The organism is Variovorax sp. LjRoot84, from assembly GCF_964254305.1.
In the GTDB taxonomy this organism is placed as follows: Bacteria; Pseudomonadota; Gammaproteobacteria; order Burkholderiales; family Burkholderiaceae_C; genus Variovorax.
In genome coordinates, this window is sequence record NZ_CAXUTE020000001.1 from 3,589,224 (window position 1) to 3,609,731 (window position 20,508).

22 protein-coding genes are annotated in these 20,508 nt (G+C 67.2%); 10 read left to right on the forward strand and 12 right to left on the reverse strand.

Going from position 1 to position 20,508, the window contains the following annotated elements:
• Window positions 1–13: 13 nt before the first annotated feature.
• From ACSQ9I_RS17865 to ACSQ9I_RS17885, 5 genes are all read right to left on the reverse strand, one after another.
• Window positions 14–808, reverse strand: coding sequence for an alpha/beta fold hydrolase (locus ACSQ9I_RS17865; RefSeq protein ID WP_093107997.1), 795 nt, complete (start codon window positions 806–808; stop codon window positions 14–16).
• An 11-nt stretch (window positions 809–819) separates the two neighbouring features.
• Window positions 820–2,571, reverse strand: a complete 1,752-nt coding sequence (gene lpdA, locus ACSQ9I_RS17870) for a dihydrolipoyl dehydrogenase (protein ID WP_436313952.1) — start codon at window positions 2,569–2,571, stop codon at window positions 820–822.
• Window positions 2,572–2,584: 13 nt separating this feature from the next.
• Window positions 2,585–4,180 (reverse strand): dihydrolipoyllysine-residue acetyltransferase, encoded by a 1,596-nt coding sequence (gene aceF / locus ACSQ9I_RS17875; protein WP_436313953.1) that lies wholly within the window; start codon window positions 4,178–4,180, stop codon window positions 2,585–2,587.
• 13 nt (window positions 4,181–4,193) lie between these two features.
• A complete protein-coding gene (gene aceE, locus ACSQ9I_RS17880) occupies window positions 4,194–6,866 on the reverse strand; it encodes a pyruvate dehydrogenase (acetyl-transferring), homodimeric type (protein WP_436292776.1) in 2,673 nt (890 codons plus the stop codon).
• 301 nt (window positions 6,867–7,167) lie between these two features.
• The gene (locus ACSQ9I_RS17885; RefSeq protein WP_436296304.1) at window positions 7,168–7,392 is read right to left on the reverse strand and encodes a hypothetical protein; all 225 of its coding nucleotides are present in this window, start codon (window positions 7,390–7,392) and stop codon (window positions 7,168–7,170) included.
• A 175-nt stretch (window positions 7,393–7,567) separates the two neighbouring features.
• Here ACSQ9I_RS17885 and ACSQ9I_RS17890 point away from each other — a divergent pair, with 175 nt between their 5' ends.
• A complete protein-coding gene (locus ACSQ9I_RS17890; RefSeq protein ID WP_436313954.1) occupies window positions 7,568–8,236 on the forward strand; it encodes a nitroreductase in 669 nt (222 codons plus the stop codon).
• Between the two features lie 9 nt (window positions 8,237–8,245).
• Here ACSQ9I_RS17890 and ACSQ9I_RS17895 read toward each other — a convergent pair whose 3' ends face one another.
• Window positions 8,246–9,070: a crotonase/enoyl-CoA hydratase family protein gene (locus tag ACSQ9I_RS17895; RefSeq protein WP_436313955.1), complete on the reverse strand. Its 825-nt coding sequence runs from the start codon at window positions 9,068–9,070 to the stop codon at window positions 8,246–8,248.
• 97 nt (window positions 9,071–9,167) lie between these two features.
• Here ACSQ9I_RS17895 and ACSQ9I_RS17900 point away from each other — a divergent pair, with 97 nt between their 5' ends.
• Complete coding sequence (locus ACSQ9I_RS17900) at window positions 9,168–9,560, forward strand: DUF488 domain-containing protein (protein WP_436313956.1); 393 nt, start codon at window positions 9,168–9,170, stop codon at window positions 9,558–9,560.
• A gap of 92 nt (window positions 9,561–9,652) precedes the next feature.
• Here ACSQ9I_RS17900 and ACSQ9I_RS17905 read toward each other — a convergent pair whose 3' ends face one another.
• Window positions 9,653–10,555, reverse strand: a complete 903-nt coding sequence (locus ACSQ9I_RS17905; RefSeq protein ID WP_093108013.1) for an SDR family oxidoreductase — start codon at window positions 10,553–10,555, stop codon at window positions 9,653–9,655.
• 103 nt (window positions 10,556–10,658) lie between these two features.
• Between ACSQ9I_RS17905 and ACSQ9I_RS17910 the strand changes: the two genes are divergently transcribed.
• A complete protein-coding gene (locus tag ACSQ9I_RS17910) occupies window positions 10,659–11,534 on the forward strand; it encodes a CoA transferase (protein WP_436313957.1) in 876 nt (291 codons plus the stop codon).
• Window positions 11,535–11,540: 6 nt separating this feature from the next.
• On the opposite strand, the gene ACSQ9I_RS17915 is transcribed toward ACSQ9I_RS17910, so the two are convergent.
• Complete coding sequence (locus tag ACSQ9I_RS17915) at window positions 11,541–12,521, reverse strand: Bug family tripartite tricarboxylate transporter substrate binding protein (RefSeq protein WP_436313958.1); 981 nt, start codon at window positions 12,519–12,521, stop codon at window positions 11,541–11,543.
• 94 nt (window positions 12,522–12,615) lie between these two features.
• Between ACSQ9I_RS17915 and ACSQ9I_RS17920 the strand changes: the two genes are divergently transcribed.
• Together ACSQ9I_RS17920 and ACSQ9I_RS17925 are read left to right on the forward strand one after the other, a co-directional pair.
• Window positions 12,616–13,125 (forward strand): hypothetical protein, encoded by a 510-nt coding sequence (locus ACSQ9I_RS17920; protein ID WP_436313959.1) that lies wholly within the window; start codon window positions 12,616–12,618, stop codon window positions 13,123–13,125.
• Window positions 13,122–14,474: a GAF domain-containing protein gene (locus ACSQ9I_RS17925; protein WP_436313960.1), complete on the forward strand. Its 1,353-nt coding sequence runs from the start codon at window positions 13,122–13,124 to the stop codon at window positions 14,472–14,474. The genes ACSQ9I_RS17920 and ACSQ9I_RS17925 overlap by 4 nt, the downstream gene beginning before the upstream one ends.
• Here ACSQ9I_RS17925 and ACSQ9I_RS17930 read toward each other — a convergent pair.
• Both ACSQ9I_RS17930 and ACSQ9I_RS17935 read right to left on the reverse strand, forming a co-directional pair.
• Window positions 14,471–15,187 carry a hemerythrin domain-containing protein gene (locus tag ACSQ9I_RS17930; protein ID WP_093108023.1) on the reverse strand — a complete coding sequence of 239 codons (717 nt, stop codon included), beginning with the start codon at window positions 15,185–15,187 and terminating at the stop codon, window positions 14,471–14,473. The genes ACSQ9I_RS17925 and ACSQ9I_RS17930 overlap by 4 nt on opposite strands.
• A gap of 144 nt (window positions 15,188–15,331) precedes the next feature.
• Window positions 15,332–15,496, reverse strand: coding sequence for a hypothetical protein (locus tag ACSQ9I_RS17935; protein WP_436313961.1), 165 nt, complete (start codon window positions 15,494–15,496; stop codon window positions 15,332–15,334).
• Between ACSQ9I_RS17935 and ACSQ9I_RS17940 the strand changes: the two genes are divergently transcribed.
• The 3 genes from ACSQ9I_RS17940 to ACSQ9I_RS17950 all read left to right on the forward strand — a co-directional run bounded on the left by ACSQ9I_RS17940 (window position 15,495) and on the right by ACSQ9I_RS17950 (window position 16,791).
• Window positions 15,495–15,896 carry a toxin gene (locus tag ACSQ9I_RS17940; protein ID WP_436313962.1) on the forward strand — a complete coding sequence of 134 codons (402 nt, stop codon included), beginning with the start codon at window positions 15,495–15,497 and terminating at the stop codon, window positions 15,894–15,896. The two genes, ACSQ9I_RS17935 and ACSQ9I_RS17940, sit on opposite strands and share 2 nt — an antisense overlap.
• Window positions 15,893–16,207 (forward strand): helix-turn-helix domain-containing protein, encoded by a 315-nt coding sequence (locus tag ACSQ9I_RS17945; protein WP_436313963.1) that lies wholly within the window; start codon window positions 15,893–15,895, stop codon window positions 16,205–16,207. Before ACSQ9I_RS17940 ends, ACSQ9I_RS17945 begins: the two co-directional genes overlap by 4 nt.
• Before the next feature lie 317 nt (window positions 16,208–16,524).
• The gene (locus tag ACSQ9I_RS17950; RefSeq protein ID WP_436313964.1) at window positions 16,525–16,791 is read left to right on the forward strand and encodes a hypothetical protein; all 267 of its coding nucleotides are present in this window, start codon (window positions 16,525–16,527) and stop codon (window positions 16,789–16,791) included.
• Window positions 16,792–16,807: 16 nt separating this feature from the next.
• On the opposite strand, the gene ACSQ9I_RS17955 is transcribed toward ACSQ9I_RS17950, so the two are convergent.
• Complete coding sequence (locus ACSQ9I_RS17955) at window positions 16,808–17,035, reverse strand: hypothetical protein (RefSeq protein ID WP_436313965.1); 228 nt, start codon at window positions 17,033–17,035, stop codon at window positions 16,808–16,810.
• 421 nt (window positions 17,036–17,456) lie between these two features.
• Here ACSQ9I_RS17955 and ACSQ9I_RS17960 point away from each other — a divergent pair, with 421 nt between their 5' ends.
• Both ACSQ9I_RS17960 and dfrB read left to right on the forward strand, forming a co-directional pair.
• Complete coding sequence (locus ACSQ9I_RS17960; RefSeq protein ID WP_436313966.1) at window positions 17,457–18,368, forward strand: DMT family transporter; 912 nt, start codon at window positions 17,457–17,459, stop codon at window positions 18,366–18,368.
• A 240-nt stretch (window positions 18,369–18,608) separates the two neighbouring features.
• A complete protein-coding gene (gene dfrB / locus ACSQ9I_RS17965) occupies window positions 18,609–18,866 on the forward strand; it encodes a trimethoprim-resistant dihydrofolate reductase DfrB (RefSeq protein ID WP_436315773.1) in 258 nt (85 codons plus the stop codon).
• Window positions 18,867–18,885: 19 nt separating this feature from the next.
• On the opposite strand, the gene ACSQ9I_RS17970 is transcribed toward dfrB, so the two are convergent.
• On the reverse strand, window positions 18,886–20,229 hold the full coding sequence (locus ACSQ9I_RS17970) for an IS110 family transposase (RefSeq protein ID WP_436312701.1): 1,344 nt from the start codon (window positions 20,227–20,229) through the stop codon (window positions 18,886–18,888).
• Between the last annotated feature and the right edge of the window lie 279 nt (window positions 20,230–20,508).

Sequence of the window (20,508 nt, forward strand, 5' to 3'; positions counted from 1 at the left end):
GAGGGTGTCGGGATCAGCGCGGGGCGAGCGCGCAGGCGTCGCCCAGCCAGCCGTGCAGGCCGCACAACAGCGCTTCCGGTTGATCCGCGTGCACCCAGTGGCCGGCCTCGGTGATGTGCTCCAGCTGCGCGCAGGGGAACATCGCCTGGATGCGTGGAAGCGAATCGGGTCGCACGTAGTCGGACTCCGCCGCCGCGAAGAACAGGGCCGGCCCGTCGTAGCGTTCGCGCAGCAACTGTTCCGGGAACCCGCAAAGGTCCGGCATGCACAAGGCCGTCGCCATCAGATTGAGCCGCCAGTCGAAACGCTCGGTCTGGCGCCGCAGGTTCTGCATCATGAAGTCCACAGGTGCGGTGCCGCCCAGACCGTCCAGCAGCGCCTGGCTGATCCGCCGGCGGCTTGCCGCGGCAGCGGTGTCCAGGCCTCGCATGGCGGACACATGCGAGGCGAACTGGTCGGCATAGCACTCGGGCGCGATGTCGATCACCGCGACGCCGCCAATGGTCTTTGGGTGGCCGAGCGCCAGGGCCATGGCGGTCTTGCCGCCCATGCTGTGGCCGACGACGAACGGCCGCTCCAGCTGCTCTCTTTCGATGAGAGCCAGCACGTCGAGCGCCATGTCGGTGTACGACATGGTCTCGGCCCACGGCGAAGCACCGTGGTTGCGGGCATCCGGCAGGTAGACGCGGTAGCCGGCGGCCAGCGACTGGGCGATCTGCGTCCAGTTGCGGCCGGCGCCGAACAGGCCGTGCAGGATCACCATGGGAGGCCCCGATCCGAGTGCCTCGAAGGCAAGTTGAACTGGCATGGCAGCGCGTCCTACTTCTTCTTCACCGGCGGCAGATCGGTGCAGACGCCCTCGAACAGCTCGGCCGCCATGCCAATCGATTCGCCCAGTGTCGGATGCGGATGGATGGTCTTGCCGATGTCGCCGGGCTCGCAGCCCATCTCGATGGCCAGGCACAGCTCGCTGATCAGGTCGCCCGCATGCGTGCCGACGATGCCGCCGCCGACGATGCGGTGCGTGGCCTCGTCGAACAGCAGCTTGGTGAAGCCTTCGTCGCGCCCGTTGGCGATGGCGCGGCCCGACGCCGCCCAGGGGAACACGGCCTTGCCGACCTTCAGGCCCTCGGCCTTGCACTGCTCCTCGGTCTTGCCGGCCCAGGCCACCTCGGGGTCGGTAAAGGCCACCGAGGGGATCTGCCGCGCATCGAAGAACGCCGCTTCGCCGTGCGCCGCCTCGGCCGCCACGTGGGCCTCGTGCACGGCCTTGTGCGCGAGCATGGGCTGGCCGACGATGTCGCCGATGGCGAAGATGTGCGGCACGTTGGTACGCATCTGTTTGTCGACGTCGATGAAGCCGCGCTCGGTGACGGCCACGCCGGCCTTGTCGGCGCCGATCTTCCTGCCGTTGGGGCTGCGGCCCACGGCCACGAGCACGAGGTCGTAGACCTGGGCCTCCTTCGGCGCCTTCTCGCCTTCGAAGCTCACCTCGATGCCAGCCTTGGTGGCCTTGGCGCCGACGGTCTTCGTCTTGAGCATGACGTGGTCGAAGCGCGGCGCGTTGAACTTCTCCCACACCTTGACGAGGTCGCGGTCGGCGCCCTGCATCAGGCCGTCGAGCATTTCGACCACGTCGACGCGCGTGCCCAGCGTCGAGTACACCGTGGCCATCTCCAGCCCGATGATGCCGCCGCCGACCACCAGCATGCGCTTCGGAATGCTCTTGAGCAGCAGCGCGCCGGTGGAGTCGACGACGCGTTCGTCCTCGGGCATGAAAGGCAGCTCCACGGCCTGCGAGCCCGCGGCAATGATGGCCTTGGCGAACTTCACCACCTTCTTCGCGCCGCCCTCGCCCACCACCTCGACATGGTGCGGATCGAGGAAGCTGCCGACACCGGTGACGACCTCGACCTTGCGCGCCTTCGCCATGCCGGCCAGGCCGCCGGTGAGCTTCTTGACGACACCGTCCTTGAAGCCGCGCAGCGCGTCGATGTCGACCTCGGGCGCGGTGTACTTGATGCCGTGGTGGCCCAGCAACTTGACTTCGTCCATCACGCTTGCGGTATGCAGCAGTGCCTTCGACGGAATGCAGCCAACATTGAGGCACACGCCGCCGAGCGTGGCGTAGCGCTCCACGAGCACGGTCTTCATGCCGAGGTCGGCGCTGCGGAAGGCGGCCGAGTAGCCACCCGGGCCGGCGCCGAGCACGAGCACCTCGCACTCGATGTCGGCCTTGCCGGCGTAGCTGCCGGCCGTGGGCGCGGGTGCGGCGGCAACGGGAGCCGCCGCGGCGACAGCGGCGGCCGGCGCCGCTGCAGGCGCGGCCGCCGATGCCTCCACCACCAGGATCACCGAGCCTTCGCTCACCTTGTCGCCGAGCGCGACCTTCAGTTCCTTCACCGTACCCGCATGGCTCGACGGAATCTCCATCGAGGCCTTGTCGGACTCCACCATGATCAGGCCGGTATCGACCGCGATGACCTCACCGGGCTTGACCAGCAGCTCGATGACCGCGACATCCTTGAATTCGCCGATGTCGGGGACCTTGACTTCCACCATGTGTGCCATTTGGGAGCTTCCTTCAGAACAGCACGCGCCGCAGGTCGGCGAGCACGTTGGCGAAATAGACGTTGAAGCGCGCAGCGGCGGCGCCGTCGATCACGCGGTGGTCCCACGACAGCGAAAGCGGCAGCGTGAGGCGCGAGGTGTAGGTCTTGCCGTCGGAAGAGTGCTGCTTCCAGTAGCTCTTGCACACGCCCATGATGGCGACTTCGGGCGCGTTGATGATCGGCGTGAAGTAGATGCCGCCGATGCCGCCGAGCGAGCTGATGGTGAAGGTGCCGCCCGACATCTGGTCGGGCTTGAGCTTGCCGTCGCGCGCGAGCTTGGCGAGCTCGCCCATCTCCTTCGCGATCTCGGGCACGGTCTTGCGATCGGCATCGCGGATCACCGGCACCATGAGGCCGTTGGGCGTGTCGGCCGCGAAGCCGATGTGCCAGTAGTTCTTGAGCACCAGCGCATCGCCGTCGAGGCTGGCGTTGAACTCCGGGAACTTCTTCAGCGCCGCCACGGCCGCTTTCATCATGAAGGGCAGCATGCTGATCTTCACGCCCGACTTTTCCAGCTCCTTGTTCATCTGCACGCGGAAGGGTTCGAGCTCGGTGATGTCGGCCTCGTCGTGCGTCGTCACGTGAGGAATGACGACCCAGTTGCGGTGCAGGTTCGCTGCGCTGATCTTCTTGATGCGTGACAGTTCCTTGCGCTCGGTCGGTCCGAACTTGGCGAAGTCGACCTTGGGCCAGGGCAGCAGGTCGATGCCGCCGACGCCACCGCCCGCAGGGGCTGCAGCGGCCTTGCCAGCGGCCGGCGCGGCAGTTGCACCGCCACCCGTCGCGAAGGCCTCGACGTCGGCGCGCACGATACGGCCGTGCTCGCCGGTGCCCTTGAGCTTTCCGAGATCGACACCGAGTTCGCGCGCGAGCTTGCGCACGGCGGGGCCGGCGTAGGCGAGCGCGAAGGCAGCTTCGTCGATGGCGCCGCCGACGGCCGCAGCGGACTGCGCCGGTGCGGGCGCGGCAGATGCTGCCGGCGCCGGTGCAGCGGCGCTCGCCGCAGGCGCATCGCCGGTCGCGAGCGACAGGATCACCGAGCCCTCGCTGACCTTGTCGCCGATCTTGATGCCGATGGCCGTCACCACGCCCGAGAGCGGCGCGGGCACGTCCATCGTGGCCTTGTCGGATTCGAGCGAGACGAGCGGGTCCTCGGCCTTCACCGTGTCGCCGACCTTCACGAAGATCTCGATGACGGGCACGTCCTTGAATTCGCCGATGTCCGGCACGCGCACCTCGGCCACGCCGGCAGGCGCGCTGGTGGCCGACGGCGCCGCACTGACGCTGGGCTTGGCGGCTTCGGCCGGAGCGGGCGCAACCGCGCCGCCCTCGGCCTTGAACGTCATGATGACGCTGCCTTCGCTGACCTTGTCGCCCAGCTTCACGGCGATGGACTCGACCACGCCGCCGCGCGGGGCGGGCACGTCCATCGTGGCCTTGTCGGATTCGAGCGAGACCAGCGGGTCCTCGGCCTTCACCGTGTCGCCCGGCTTCACGAAGATCTCGATGACGGGCACATCGCTGAAGTCGCCGATGTCGGGAACCTTGATGTCGATTGCGTTGCTCATGTTCTGCCTTGCCTCAGACGGTCCAGGGGGCGGCGCGCTCGGCTTGGAGCCCGTATTTCTCGATGGCCTCGGCCACCACGGTGTGCTTGATCACGCCGTCGTCGGCCAGCGCCTTGAGCGCGGCCACCACCACGTGCCAGCGGTCGACCTCGAAGAAGCGGCGCAGCTTGCGGCGGTAGTCGCTGCGGCCGAAGCCGTCGGTGCCCAGCACGGTGTAGCGCCGGCCCGCGGCCTGCACGTACTCGCGCACCTGGTCGGCATAGTTGCGCATGTAGTCGGTGGCCGCGATGACGGGGCCGTCGTGGCCGTCGAGGCATTGCTCGACATGGCTCCGGCGCGCGGGCTGGGTGGGATGCAGGCGACTCCAGCGTTCGGCGGCCATGCCGTCGCGGCGCAGCTCGTTGTAGCTGGTGGCGCTCCACACGTCGGCCGCGATGCCGAAGTCGCTCTTGAGCAGCTCGGCCGCGAACATCACCTCGCGCAGGATGGTGCCGCTGCCCATCAGCTGCACGCGGTGGCCTTTCTTCGGCGTCTTGCCGCCCTCGCTCAACTGGTAGAGGCCCTTGAGAATGCCCGCCTCGCTGCCCTCGGGCATGCCGGGGTGCGGGTAGTTCTCGTTCATGAGGGTGATGTAGTAGTACACGTCCTCCTGCTCGGCGTACATGCGCCGCATGCCGTCGCGCACGATGGCCACCACCTCGTAGGCAAAGGTCGGGTCGTAGGAGACGCAGTTGGGAATGGTGCCGGCCAGGATGTGGCTGTGGCCGTCCTCGTGCTGCAGGCCCTCGCCGTTGAGCGTGGTGCGCCCCGCGGTGCCGCCGAGCAGGAAGCCGCGCGCACGCATGTCGCCGGCCAGCCAGGCCAGGTCGCCCACGCGCTGCAGGCCGAACATCGAGTAGTAGATGTAGAACGGAATCATCGGCACGTTGTTCGTGCTGTACGAGGTGGCCGCGACGATCCAGCTGGACATCGCGCCGCCCTCGTTGATGCCTTCCTGCAGCACCTGCCCGTCCTTCGACTCGCGGTAGTACATGAGCTGGTCGGCGTCCTGCGGCTTGTAGAGCTGGCCGAGCGAGGACCAGATGCCGAGCTGGCGGAACATGCCCTCCATGCCGAAGGTGCGCGACTCGTCGGGCACGATGGGCACCACGTGCTTGCCGATGGCCTTGTCCCGCACCAGCGTGCCGAGCATCTGCACGAAGGCCATGGTGGTGGAGATCTCTCGCTCGCCGGTGTCCTTGAGCAGGCGCTCGAAGGTGGCCAGTGGCGGAATCTCGAGCGCGGTCGACTTGCGGCGGCGCTGCGGCAGGTAGCCGCCAAGCGCGGCGCGGCGCTCGCGCAGGTACTTCATCTCGGGGCTGTCTTCGGCGAGCTGGATGAAGGGCACGTTGGGCAGCTCTTCATCGGACACCGGGATCTGGAAGCGGTCGCGGAAGCCGCGCAGCGCGTCCTGCGTCATCTTCTTGGCCTGGTGCGCGATCATCTGGCCCTCGCCCGATTCGCCCATGCCGTATCCCTTCACCGTCTTGGGCAGGATCAGCGTGGGCTGGCCCTTGTGCTTGACGGCGGCGGCATAGGCGGCGAACACCTTCTCCGGGTCGTGGCCGCCGCGGGTCAGCGCCCAGATCTGCTCGTCGCTCATGTCGGCGACCAGGGCCTTCGTCTCGTCGTACTTGCCGAAGAAATGCTCGCGCACGTAGGCGCCGCTCTTGCTCTTGAAGTCCTGGTACTCGCCGTCGACGCACTCTTCCATGCGCTGCAGCAGCTTGCCGCTCTTGTCCTTGGCGAGCAGCGCGTCCCAGCCGCTGCCCCAGAGCACCTTGATGACGTTCCAGCCGGCGCCGCGGAACACGCTCTCGAGCTCCTGCACGATCTTGCCGTTGCCGCGCACCGGCCCGTCGAGGCGCTGCAGGTTGCAGTTGATGACGAACACGAGGTTGTCCAGGCTCTCGCGGCCCGCGAGCGAGATGGCGCCGAGCGATTCGGGCTCGTCCATCTCGCCGTCGCCCATGAAGGCCCAGACCTTGCGCGGCGCGGTGTCGGCGAGGCCGCGGCCGTGCAGGTACTTGAGGAAGCGCGCCTGGTAGATCGCCATCAGCGGGCCGAGGCCCATCGAGACGGTGGGGAACTGCCAGAAGTCGGGCATGAGCCAGGGGTGCGGGTACGACGGGATGCCGCCACCATCGGCCTCCTGGCGGTAGTTGAGCAGCTGCTGCTCGCTCAGGCGGCCTTCGAGGAAAGCGCGCGCGTAGATGCCGGGCGAGCTGTGGCCCTGGATGAAGAGCAGGTCGCCGCCATGCGTGTCGGTGGCGGCATGCCAGAAATGGCCGAAGCCAATGTCGTAGAGCGTGGCCGCCGACTGGAAGCTCGCGATGTGGCCGCCGAGTTCGGACGAGTCCTTGTTGGCGCGCAGGATGATCGCCATCGCGTTCCAGCGGATGATGGAGCGCAGGCGGTGTTCGATCTCGCGGTTGCCGGGAGACTTTTCCTCCTTCTCGGGCGGGATCGTGTTCCTGTAGGCCGTGTTCAGCGAACGGGGCACGTACACGCCGTCGCGGCGGCCCTCGTCGACGAGGCGATTCAACAGAAAATTCGCGCGCTCGCTGCCGCGGTGTTGTTGAACCGCGCCAAGCGCGTCGATCCACTCGCCAGTTTCCGTGGGGTCAAGATCACCCATGGTGCTCATCGGTTTGTCTCCTGTGTCATGGCCAGGATCCGCATCGGGCGACGCGGTCGGCCTTGCTACAGAGCAATCGATGTGCCACGCGGCGCGCGGCGCGCAAAGCACGCTAAGTCGTTGATTTCATGAGGGATGAGCTGAGGATGGGGCGAGTGCTCCGCCGATGATCCGGATGCGGAGCGAAGAGGCCGTCCGAATCGCCGGACCGGTGATCCGGGCAAACCCTGGGGTCACTCAGGCGTGCGAGACGGAGACCGCCGTGCTCCATCACGCCGCGGTCAGCATGCGGATCAGGGCGACTTGGCGGCTAGCGCCGCGGAAAGCGCTTGATCATGCTGTGTCCCAGCGAGGTGATGGCGATGACAGTGGCCGGCGGCTGGTTGTAGCCGTCCAAGGTCCGCACGGGTTTGGGGATGGACGCCCTGACGTGACCCGCGAGGCTCAGCACGCGCACGGCATCGACGTCCGAACCGTGGTTGACGGCGACCGGCAGATCGTGTTCTGCCAAACGATGAAGCAGGATGATGGGCACCCAGCGAGTATGCCGGCTCGCGGCGTCAGGTCTGCGACAGGCTTGTAGGGCGAATACAGCAGGCAACGCGCGTCGATGCCTGACTGCCGGCCCGCCGCGAAGGCCGGTAGGCGCCGGCAAGCGCTGACGACGCGGAGCGTATAGGCTTGGCCCATTTTTTCTGCGGGCCGATCCCATGCACGTTCAAGAAGCTGTTGCGAGCCGCCATTCCATCCGGGCTTTTCTGTCGACGCCGGTCGACGGCGAGACGATCCGCCGCGTGCTGACGGCCGCCGCTCGCGCGCCTTCCGGCGGCAACCTGCAGCCTTGGCACATCGACGTGCTCGCGGGGGACGCGCTGGCCGAACTCAGGCAGCGCATGCAGGCGCGGCTCGCTGCCGGCGAAACGGAGCCCGCCGCTTACGACATCTATCCCAGAGAGCTGCGCTCGCCCTGGCGCGAGCGGCGCTTCCAGGTCGGCGAGGCGATGTACGCGCGCCTCGGCATTCCGCGCGAGGACAAGGCGGCGCGGCGGCGCTGGTTTGCCAACAACTACGGATTCTTCGGCGCGCCGCTCGCGCTGTTCTGCTCGGTCGATCGCTCGATGGGCCCGCCGCAATGGTCGGACCTCGGCATGTACCTGCAAACCGTCATGCTGCTGCTGCGCGGCGAAGGCCTCGACAGCTGCCCCCAGGAGTGCTGGGCCATCTACCCGGACACGGTCGCGAGCGTGCTGCGACTGCCGCCCGAACGCATGCTGTTCTGCGGCATGTCCATCGGCCACCGCGATCCCGAGCATCCGGTGAACGCGCTTGTCAGCGACCGGGCGCCCGCCGACGAGTGGCTGCGCTTCCACGGCTTCTGACGAAAGCGTTCAGGGTTCCGGCACAAAACGCGGCGCGCGCCGCTCGATGTTGGCACGCACGGCCTCGGTCTGGTTGGCGCTGCCGACCAGCGCCTTCTGTTCGACCGATTCGGCCAGCAGCAGGTCGGCGGCGCTGTGCGCCATTGCCGCGTTCAGGAGCCGCTTGCCGGCGCGGATCGCATCGGGACTCTTCTGCGCGATCTCGTGCGCCATCTGCAAGGCATCGGCCAGCGGATCGGCCGACACCCGCGTCGCGAAGCCGAGCGCCACCGCCTCCTCGCCCGAGAAGATGCGGCCGGTGAAGGTGAGCTCGCGCACCACGTCGGTCCGCGCCAGCTCGCGCATCAGCACCATGCCGCCCATGTCGGGCACCAGGCCCCACTTGATCTCCATCACGGACAGCTTGGTGTCGGGCGCGACGAGCCGCACATCGGCACCCAGCGCGACCTGAAGGCCGCCGCCGAAGGCCACGCCGTGCACCGCGGCGATCACCGGCACCGGCACTTCGCGCCAGACCATCGCCACCTGCTGCGCGGCGTTGGCGATGCCGTGCGTGCGCGCGAGCAGGTCCGCAGCGGCGCCTGACCCGATGACACCGCTCGCGCCGCCCTGCCCCATGCGCTCGAAGGACTGCATGTCGAGCCCGGCGCAGAAGGCCTTGCCGCGGCCTGCAAGGACCACCGCGCGCACGCGCGTGTCATCGCCAAGCCGCGTGCCGGCATCGATCAGCGCATCGAACATCGCGGGGTCCAGTGCGTTCATCTTGTCGGCGCGCGAGAGCTGGAGTTCGACCACGCCATCGGCGTGGCGGATCGATTCGATGCGGTCGTTCATTGGATGTCTCCGGGTTGGATCGATGCAAGTATCGGCGCCCGGCGATGATGGCGCCTGTCTCGCAGCCAACAGTACAGTCCATCCAGGAGGAATGCCCATGGCCATCCGCATCGTTCGCCTCGGCTCCGAACGCGCACCCGGCGAGGGCCTGCGCATCGGCACCGTGCGCCGCCCGCCGCGCGGCGTGCCGAAGACCGAGTTCGCCTCGCAGAACTGGTACGACGTCTGGTACCCGAATCTCGCGCCCTCGGTCGAGACCATGAAGATGGCTCAGGCCGCCGAAACCCTGGCGCAATGGGCGGCCTTCGGCCGCAAGTTCAAGAGCGAGATGGCCGAGGCCGACGCCAGCCGCAGCCTCGACCTGCTGGCCGCGCTGTCGCACCAGAGCGCGTTCTCGATCGGCTGCTATTGCGAAGACGAGGCGCACTGCCACCGCTCATTCTTGCGCGAGTTGCTGGCCGAACGCGGGGCCGACATCGCCAAGGACTGATCCGGCCGCCGCCGGGCCGCCCAAGGCGGCCGGGCCTCCCCCCCGGGGGGTGGAGTTACACGCAGCGAAGCGGAGTGAAAAGCCGGGGGGCCTTATCTTTGCGCCTTGTCCTTCTGGTTCTGCGCCTCGATGCGCTCGCGCGCCTCCTGCCAGTCGGCATCGCTCCACTGCCGCAGCTCGTAGAAGTTGCCGCCGGTCGCCAGCGCGTTGCCGCCGTCCATCATGATGCTCTGGCCGGTGAGCCAGTCGCACTGGCCCGGCGCCATCAGGAAGGCCGCGAGGTTCTGCAGCTCGCTCATCTTCCCGGTGCGCGCCATCGGGTTGTTGGCCTTGCTGCGCGCGCCGGGCTCCTCGCCCGGGTTCAGGCGCTTGCTCATGCCCTCGGTGGGGATCTCGCCCGGTCCGACGGCATTGAGCCGGATGCCGTGGCGCGCCCATTCGATCGCGAGCGACTTGGTCATCACCTCCACGCCGGCCTTGCTCATCGCCGAAGGCACGACGTAGGGGCTGCCGTTGTCGACCCACGTCACGATGATGCTCATGACGCTGCGGTACGGGTCGCCCGCCTTCCACTGCCCTGCCTTGGCCTCGGCGATCCAGCGCTTGCCCACCGCCTGCGTGACGTAGAAGCTGCCATGGAAGACGATGTTGGCCACCGCGTCGAAGGCGCGCGGCGACAGGCTCTCGGTCGGCGCGACGAAGTTGCCGGCCGCGTTGTTGATGAGCCCGGTCAGCCCGCCAGATTGCCAGAGGGCTTCGACCATCTCTTCCACGCTCTGCGCGTTGCGAATGTCGACGCCGAAGGCATCGATGCGCCGCCCCGGAAACTGGGTGCGCCATTCGGCCGCCGTCTCCTCGACCACCGCCTGACGCCGGCCGCAGATCGCAACGTCGGCGCCCAGGCCCAGGAAGCGCTCGGCCATCGCCCGGCCGAGGCCGGTGCCGCCGCCGGTCACGAGAATGCGCCGGCCGGCCATGAGATCGGATTGGTACATGTGGGTCTCCTTGTCTTGGGTTTGAGGGCTGTGCAAGCCGCATCGTAGAGCGGCCGGCCCGAGCCGGTAAGCTCCCAAGGTGACACCGCCGAGGACACCCAGCATGCCGACTTCCCCTGCCCCCGCCTTCGCACCGCTCGCCGGCGTGCGCGTGCTGAGCCTCGCGCTCAACCTCCCGGGCCCCGCCGCGCTGCTGCGCTGCCGTGCCATGGGCGCGAGCTGCGTGAAGTTCGAGCCGCCGACGGGCGACCCGATGGGCCACTACAACAAGGCCGCCTACGCCGCGCTGCACGAGGGCGTCGACGTCCGGACTGCCGACCTCAAGACGGAGGCCGGCCAGGAAGAGCTGCATCGCACGCTCGAAGAAACCGACGTGCTGCTGACTTCGTTTCGCCCTTCGGCCCTCGACAAGCTGGGCCTGGGCTGGGCGGCGCTGCATGCGCGCCATCCGGCGCTCTCGCAGGTGGCGATCGTCGGCGCACCCGGCGCGCGCGCCGAGGAGCCGGGCCACGACCTCACCTACCTGGCCGAAAGCGGCCTCGTCACCGGCACCGAGCTGCCGCCCACGCTCTATGCCGACATGGGCGGTGCCGTGCTCGCGAGCGAGGCGGTGCTGAAGGCCCTGCTCCATACCCGCGCCGCGCCGGGGACGGGCGCGTACCTCGAAGTCGCGCTCAATGCCGCGGCCGACTGGCTCGCACTGCCGCGCACCTGGGGCCTGACCCGGCCCACCGGCGCGGTCGGCGGCGCGCATGCGGGCTACCGCGTCTACCCCTGCGCCGATGGGCGCGTGGCGGTGGCTGCGCTGGAGCCGCATTTCGCCACGCGCCTGTGCGAAGCCGCCGGCGTGGCCTCGCGCGACATGCTGGCGCCAGGCACCCGCGAAGCGCTCGCGGCCTGGCTGCGCACGCGAACGCGCGCCGAGCTGGAGGCGATGGCCAGCGAGCGCGACGTGCCACTGCTCACGCTGGCCGACTGAACCAACTCAAAGCTTGATGCCCGCGCCTTTCACCGTCGGGCCGAGCACGCCCACCTGCTCCTTCACGAAGCTCTCGAAGCGCGCCGTGCTCTCGGGCTTGCCGACGATGCCCAGCTCGACGAGCTTCTTCTGCACCTCGGGCATCACCAGCACCTCGTTGCAGGCGGTGTTGAGCCTGGCGACCATGTCCGCGGGCAGCTTCGCCGGCCCGCTGAGCCCGAAGAAGTTCTCGAGCACCAGCTTGGGCTGGCCGAGTTCCACCACCGTCGGCACCTCGGGCATGAGCGGCGAGCGCGCACTGCCGGTCACTGCCAGCGGCACCAGCTGGCCGCTCTTGAAGAAGGGCACGTAGGCGGTGATGACGTCTATGCCGACCGGGATCACGTTGGCGATCAGGTCGGTGGTCATCGGCGCGCCGCCGCGGTAGGGCACGTGCACCAGGTTGGCGCCAGTCGTCTTGCGGATCAGCTCGCCGTGGATATGGCCGATCGATCCGGGACCGCCCGAGCCGAAATCCAGCCGCCCTTCCTTGCGCGCTCGCGCGTCGAGCTCGGCATAGCTCGCGATGCCCGAGGGCTTGCTCGCCATGATCGCCAGCGGCGCCGAGCCCAGGTAGGCGACGTGCGTGAAGGCCTGCAGCGGATCGTAGGGCTGCTTCTCCAGCGTGAAGGGCCCGAGCGCGATCGGCGTCGTGTTCGAGAGCATGAAGGTGTAGCCGTCGGCCGGCGCCGCGGCCACCAGCGCGCCGCCGATGGTGCCGCCGGCGCCGGGCTTGTTGTCCACCACGACGGGCTGGCCCAGCTTCTTGCCGAGCTGCTCGGCCATGACGCGCGCCAGGATGTCGCTCGACCCGCCGGGCGGGAAGGTCACGATGATCTTGATCGGCTTGTCGGGCCACTGGGCAAAGGCCGGCAGCGCCAGCGAGGCGGCGCCGGCGGCCAGCAGTTGAAGCGCGCCGCGGCGCGTGGAGCGGGTGGTGAGGGTCATGGCGCTTCCAAGCAAAAGCGATGCCCGCGCGCAAATCATGCGGCGAAGCGCCACTTTGAACCACAATGCCCCTCTTCCCGCTCCAGGTCCTTTCATGACCGCCGCCCCTCCACCGCTGCTGCTGAGCCCCGATCGCATCGCGATGATCGGCAAGGGCGTGTCCGCCATCGTGGCTTCGCGCAACGCTGCGCTTCGCCCGAGCCTGATGCGCGCCGTCGGCACCGGCATCTCGGCCGAGGGCTCGGAGATCACCGTGTACCTCGCGCGCACCCAATCGCGCCAGCTGCTGCAGGACCTGGCTGCCACCGGCCATGTGGCCGTGGTGTTCAGCGAGCCGCTGAGTCACCGCACCGTGCAAGTCAGGGCCAAGGCGGTGCGGCTTCGCGCTGCCGACGACAGCGACCTGCCGGTGCTGCGCCGCTACCTGGCCTCGATGGAACACGAAGTGGGCTGCGTGGGCTACGGCGCCGTCTTCGTGCGCGCGATGCTCGCCTGCCAACTCGGCGACGTGGTCGCCGTGAGTTTCTGCCCCACCGAGGCCTTCGACCAGACGCCCGGCCCGCGCGCAGGCAGCGCCCTGCCCGCTTCGTCGGCCGCGCCATGACCGCAGGCATCGCGCCCTCGCTGCCCGCAATCCGCGCCTGCTTCGAGGGCGCGATCCCGGCCATGATGGCGACCTGCGCCGAGGATGGCACCCCCAACGTGGCATACATCTCGCAGGTCTATTACGTGGACGAGCGCCATGTCGCGCTGTCCTTCCAGTTCTTCAACAAGACGCGCCGGAACATCCTGGCCAATCCGCACGGCAGCGTGCTGGTGATGGATCCGGTCACGGCCGGCTTCTACCGACTGCAGATGCGCTACCTGCGCACCGAAACCGGGGGCCCGCTGTTCGAGGGCATGAAGGCGCAGCTCGCGGGCATCGCCTCGCACTCGGGCATGGCCGGCGTGTTCCGGCTGCTCGGTTCCGACATCTACGAGGTCGAGGCCGTCGAGCGCCTGGAAGGCGAATGCCTGCCGGCAGCGCCGCGCCCGGGCCTGCTCGCCGGCGTGCGGCGCGCGGCTGAAGGCCTGGCCGCCTGCAGCGCGACCGACGAGCTGCTGCAGGCCGCGCTGGCCGCGCTCAACGACCACCTGGACATCCGGCACGCGATGGTGCTGATGCTCGACGCGGCGACGCAGCGCCTCTATGCCGTGGCGAGCTGCGGCTACGCGACCTCCGGCGTCGGCTCCGAGATCGAGATGGGCCATGGCGTCATCGGCGTGGCCGCGCGCGAACGCACGCCGGTGCGCATCGGCCACATGACGAACGCGGCCGCCTACAGCCACGCCGTGCGCAGCAGCATGCGCGAGAGCGAACCCGGCCTCGCGCTCGACACCGAGATCCCCTTCCCGGGCCTGGCCGAGCCGCACAGCCAGCTGGCCGTGCCCATCCTCTCGACCGGCCGGCTGCTCGGCGTGCTGTTCGTCGAGAGCCCGCTCGACATGCGCTTCGGCTTCGAGGACGAGGATGCGCTGGTCGCCATCGCGGGCCACCTCGGCGCGGCGCTCGATCTGCTACACACCGTGGCCGAGCCCGCGGCGCCCGAGGAGCCCGTGGCGGCGGCTGCGCCCTCGGCCAGCGGCCCGCCCTTCCCGGTGCGGCACTACCTCGCCAACAACAGCGTCTTCATCGGCGAGCGCTACCTGATCAAGGGCGTGGCCGGAGCCATCCTCGGCAAGCTGCTGCGCGAGCACGCGCAGCAGGGCCGCTCGGAGTTCACCAACCGCGAGTTGCGGCTCGACCCGGCCATCCGGCTGCCCGACCTTTCGGACAACCTCGAGGCGCGCCTGGTCCTGCTGCAGCGCCGCCTGGTCGAGAACTGCCCGCACATCCGCATCGAGAAGACCGGGCGCGGCCGCTTTCGCCTGCGCGTGGACCGGCCGGTCGCGCTCGAAGAGATCCCTGCTTAGGCGGCAGGCAGGCCCAGGCTCGCGCCGAGCTTGGCCCATTCGCGTTCGCTCAGGTGCGGGCGCACCACGTCGAGTGCAGCCGCGAAGGCCGGCGCCGGCGCATGCGCGCGCATGTCGGCCAGCATGGCGGCACGCTCGGCGGGGTTCATGAAAGGCACCAGCCAGCGCAGCACGAACATCATCTCTTCGGGCGGGATCGATGCGACCAGCGCGTTGTGGATCTCGATCAGCTCGGCATCGGTGTAGCGCGCCCACAGCACCGCGTTGTGCGCCGTTTCCTCCACGTGCATGTGCTCGAAGTTGTGGGCGACGAAGAGCGAGAGCGCCCGGTACAGCGCGAGCGCGCCAGCCGCCCGGTTCGCCGCGCTGTCTTGCAGCAGCGCGGCGGTCTGGTTCGCGAGCACCGCGATCTCTTCCTCGTGCTGGGCATGCTCGTGGGCGATCTGGCCGCTGGCGCCGGGTGCGCGAGCCTCCATGGCAGCATGCACGAACTCGTTCTCGTGCCGCAGGTGCGAGCGGCAGAAGTCGAGCAGCTGCATCACGCGCTGCGCAACCTGCGCCAGTTCGAGTGCATCGTCGCTGTCCATCCGCCCGACGGCCAGCAGGGTGTCGGCCATCAGCGCGCGCAGCGCCTTGTGGATGCCGGCGTAGAGGTCGACGCGGGGCATGGCCGCCTGGGCGACATTGCGCATCTCGCGCTGATCGATGTTCATGGGGTGTCCTTCTTTTCGGTGAGCGGCCGGTGCACCATGCACCGGCCTACTGGAAAAGAAGTCTAGGAATCCGAGGCCCGCGGCGCCGCTAAGAATTGCTTAAGCAATCCCTCACGAAACCTTAAATTTCGCGAGGCCCGGGCTTCAGGGCGCCGGAAGCCGCAGTTCGCCGAGCTTGCGCTCGAAGCGCAGCAGCCAGATGCGCGTCGGCCGCTCCAGCTCGCTGCCGCGCATGATGCGCGCACCGACCGCGCCCGCCGGGCAGCCGCTGACGATCGCGCCGGCGGCGTCCACGGTGCAGTCTTCCATGCTGCCAGCCACGCGCTGGCCGCTACTTGATTGCCATACGCAAGTTGCGTATACTTCGAGCGTGAAAGCTGTTTTCGTCGAACTACCCGCGTTCCAGCGCCTGCGCCAGAACTACCTCGACGATGATGGGTTTCGCGGCCTGCAAGGCGCCTTGATGAAGAACCCGGAAGCGGGGGACGTTATCGAAGGCACTGGTGGTCTGCGCAAGCTGCGACACGGCGATGCCCGGCGGGGCAAGGGAAAGAGCGGCGGCCTGCGGGTCATCTACTACTGGTGGGATGGCGGCTCGCAATTCTGGCTGTTCACCCTCTATGACAAGGATGAGGCGACCGACTTGAGGCCCGACGAAAAGAAGGCGCTCAAGAGCATGCTGAAACGCGAACTGGAGTCCAGAAAATGACGAAGCGAAACCTCTTTGCCGAGATTGCTGAGGGTTTCGAGGCCCTCGCAGAGCATCGCGCCGGCAAGCGCACGCTGCGCACGCATGAAGTTCAGGACATGCCGGCGCCAGCGATCCCGGCGAGCGAGTTGATCGCCCTGCGCGAAAGCCTCCATTTGTCCCGTCCTGTATTCGCCCGCTACTTGCGCACCAATCCGAGGACGCTGGAGAACTGGGAACAGGGCCGCGCCAGGCCGAATGCGCAGGCTGCACTTTTGATCCGTCTTGTCCAGCGCTTCCCTGATACGGTGGATCGGCTCGCATCCGTTTGAGTCTTGTCGATAAACGATGGCTGATGTCCGTCGCCGGGCCAGAACCAGACCTTCGCACCTCAACTCCAGTTCGACTTCAATTCAAATCGCATGGCTCCAAGCATCCAGGTAGACCTCGCTGACGGCTCGGTGAAGCTGCCCGCCCTCGCGCTCGTGATTCGCCGAGGCATGAACCAAACGAGCGCGGAGACAGAGGATGGCGCCCGAGCGGGGCCGTCTTCTGCTGCGGAATCAGCCGTCAACCATGACGTTGCTCCCGTTGCGTCCGGTCAGGAGTGGCGCAATACTGGGCTGCAGAAGCCTCACCTTGACCACCGATGAACATTTCCCCGGCGCGCGACCACGCCGATCCGCCTGCTGCTCCACCGGATTGGACAATCGAGGTGGGATCCGAGCCCGTGGGCGAAGGCATTTACTTCTTTGCCGATGTGAAGCGGGCCGGGGAAATGATGTTCCGGGTCGGAGTTGGCGGCGTATCCGAAGAGGCAAAAGCGCGGAAGCTGCTTGCGACCAAGGCGCGCGAATGGATCGACGAGTTCCTGATCCGAGAACAGCAATCTGGCGCTTCGTCCCAAGGCAACTGAGCCGGTCAGCCGCTGCTCAGTCCTCGTCGTCGAGCAGGTCCAGTTTTGGATCTTCCATGCCCATGCGTGATCGAAGTGCCGCGCACCCCGCTTCCCAGGCGCTCTCATAGGTTGGGAAGCCGAGATCCGAGCGGGCCAAGGGCTCAAAGTCGGGCACGTCATCGAAGGATTCGAAGAGCACCCATTCGAACGCTCCAGACTGGAGTGCGTCAACCATCAATATAAGAAAGCGGAAGCGGCTCATGCAAGCAATGCTGGGCGTGTGCATTGCCCTTGCCGTAAGCCGGCGCCTTCGTTTGATGGAAGGAAAGCTCGCCGCGCTCCATGCTGAGTGGCGCGGCCCTGGCCGGCGCAGCCCGGCTGGTCGTGAGACTGTCGTCGACTATGCTGCGGCGCCATGGGAAGGCAGTGACTGCAGCGGTAGAGGCGAGGGCCCTCGCGCTTCATCATTTGAAGCCTGCCGCCGAGTGACGGCTAGTCAGGTCATCAACCCTTCAGCGACAGACATGCCCCGCCACCCGGCGCGCGCACAACGACCGAGAAGCTTTTTTCGGCGATCACGCGCGCCGCGGGTAGCAGGCGACCGGCGAAGCGGGGGCTGGCGGCAGCGGTCAGACCCGAGGTGCCACAATATTGGCACTCACCTCCTGACCAAAGCGTCCCCTTTGAGCAAGAACAACAGAACGACCGGCACGCTCCAAATGATGGCGGCCATGCTGATTTCCGGAACCATCGGCTGGTTCGTCGTCTACTCTGGGCAGCCGATCATTCAGCTGCTGTTCTGGCGCTGCGTCTTCGGGGCGGCGACGCTGCTGGTGGTGTGTGCCCTCACAGGATCGCTGGGGGGAGCACTCACGCTGCGGCAGGTAGGCTGGGCCGCCCTCGGAGGCGCGGCCATCGTCCTCAACTGGCTTCTGATCTTCGCCTCCTTTTCCCGGGCCTCGATCTCCGTCGCCATCGCGGTCTACAACACGCAGCCCTTCATGCTGGTCGGCCTCGGCGCGATCTTTTTCTCCGAGCGCATCACTGCCACGAAGCTCGTGTGGCTTGGCATCGCTTTCGTGGGCGTCCTGCTCATCGTCCAGGCGAGGCCCTCCGCGGCCGCCTATGCGGGTCCGGACACGGCCTACATGGCCGGGGTTCTGATGGCACTCGGCGCCGCGTTCTTCTACGCCATTGCGGCGATCGTGACCAAGAAGCTCGACGGTACGCCGCCGCACCTCATCGCGCTGATCCATGTCTGCGTCGGGATCCTGATGATTGCGCCCTTTGCGGACCTGACGCATCTTCCGACCGACTATCGCGCCTGGGGCGATTTCGTGGTGATGGGCGCGGTGTATACCGGCCTGGTATTCGCCCTTCTGTACGGGGCGATCCAGAAGCTGCCGACGCACTCGGTAGGCGCGCTGTCCTTCCTCTACCCGATCGTCGCCATGGTGGTGGACTTCATCGCCTTCGACCACCAGCTCAAGGCGCTGCAGTTCGTCGGCTCCGCTGCCATCCTGGTCGCCGCTGCTGGGATGACTCTCCGGTGGCCTTTGCATCGCACCATAACGCCTTCCCGCAAGCTTGAGTGATTCACTAGCCCTTGTCCCAGCTTCGGCTAGTACCGGCCAAGAGCGGCAGTCCGCCAAAGGCCGCTTAGCGGCACGCCAGCATGATTGCTTCGATTTTGCTGTTTGGCCGTCAACGCCAATGGCGCCGGCCGAGCGCGGGGCTCATCTCGCGCTGCATGGCCCGCCTTACCCGTTCAAGGCCGGCGCACAGTAGATATGGATCAACAGATCACCTCAAGACATTCACAAGAAAGGTTAGGTATGGATCAAAGTAGTAATGAGGTCAGTACTCCAGTTGCTGGCCAGTTTGCGCTCCCATTGCGCGCCACGTTTGGCCTGGGAGATCGCGTACGCAAGAAATCTGGCGCCGCTTGGCAGGGTCAAGTTGTCGGCTGGTACTGCACAAAACTGACCCCTGAAGGCTATGCCGTCGAGTCCGAGTCTCACCCAGGCTCAGTACAAATTTATCCCGTGGCTGCGCTTGAACGCGTGGCCTCTCAAGAAACACCGCGCAAGTGATTGATTCTTAACGGTGTATTCATGCGGATTGAGCGACGGGCACGATCTGCATGCCGAGTTTCTTTGCGCGTTCGGTGAGGTTTCGCAGCACGCGCTCGCGGTAGCGCGCCTCGAAGTAGTCTTGCCCTGCATCGGTGTATTCCTCGCCCTTGGTGAGCATCGCGTAGATCAGCCGTGCGAGTTTGTGAGCAGCGGCAGTGACAGCTTTTCCTTTGTCCATGCGTGAGCACAGACGCCGGAAGTACGCACCCAATGCCGAGTGACTGGAGCGCAGCGCGGCGGCTGCCAGACGCAGGGCCTGTGCGGCGCGGTTGGCGCAGCGCTTGGTCTTGCCGCTCATCACCTTGCCTCCGGTGATCTTCGTTCCTGGACACAAGCCCAGCCACGAGGCGAAGTGTTTGTCGCTGGGGAAGCGTGCCAGGTCGGCACCGATCTCGGAGATGACGACCAGTGCAGTGGTGACGTCAATGCCATCGATGCGGGTCAAGTCCACCCCGCACATCTGGAACAGTTGCTTGCGTAGATCGAACCTCGGGGCATTGCGAGCGCGGCCACGCTTCTTGCCCTTGGCGGGGTCGCCATCGTGGGTGTGCAGGCGCTGCAGTTGGGCCTCGATCTCGCTGTCGCATTGGCCGAGCTGGGTGCCGCAGAAGTCGAAGGCGTCCAACGCCTGCTTGAGTGCGAACAGATGTTCTGCGCGCCAACTGCCCTGCAAGCTGGCGGCGATCTCGCTCTCGCTGGCGTGAATGCGGGAGTTCTTCAGTGCGGCGAGCTTGCGACCGTCGCGCTCGCCAGCCACGATGGCGCGCAGGATCTTCTGTCCGGTCTCGCCGGCCACATCGGAGATGGCGTTGGCCAGTTGAATGTTCATCTGCGTCAGCGCCTTTTGCATGTGCTGCACATGGCGTGCCTGAGTGCGCAGGATCGTGGCGCGCTGGCGGGTCAGCGCACGCAGTACGCAGACCTCATCGGCCGGGCGGAACGCGCCGCGCAACAGCCCGAAGCTCATGAGTTGTTGCAACCACTGGCAATCCATGACATCGCTCTTGCGCCCCGAGACGTTCTTGACGTGACGCGCGTTGACCAATAACACGGTGAAGCCGCGCCGCTCCAGCAGTTCAAACAGCGGTATCCAGTACACGCCGGTGGACTCCATGGCCACGATGTCCACGCCGCAGGCATCGAGCCAGTCGCCCAGGCGCTCGAGATCGGCGGTGAAGCTCTTGAATTCGCGCACGGGCTCGTCGTCGCGCTCCGGTGGCACCGCACAGAAGTGCGAGGCACAGCCGATGTCGATGCCGGCCGCGTTGGGGTGGGTGAGGCTGAGACCGCCTCGGGAGATCATCCGGTTGCGTTGCGCCATGGGGTCCTCCATGATTGAGGTTGGAACGTGGCGCCGGATCGGGTACGTCGTCTTGATCACTCTCTCAAACGGGATATCGCCGTGCGAGCCAACAACCCGCATGACGATTCACCAATGTCGATGACGCAGCCCAAGACCACGCTAACCCGCGGGCAATTTGCACCATTGCTGCTTCGGTCTTCCCCGGCGCCACGCTCCACCGTGCCACGATCTGGCGCGACACGCCACGTGTTTCTTCGGGGCGATTTGCGGCGCAAGCGGGCCGATTACTTCGCTAAC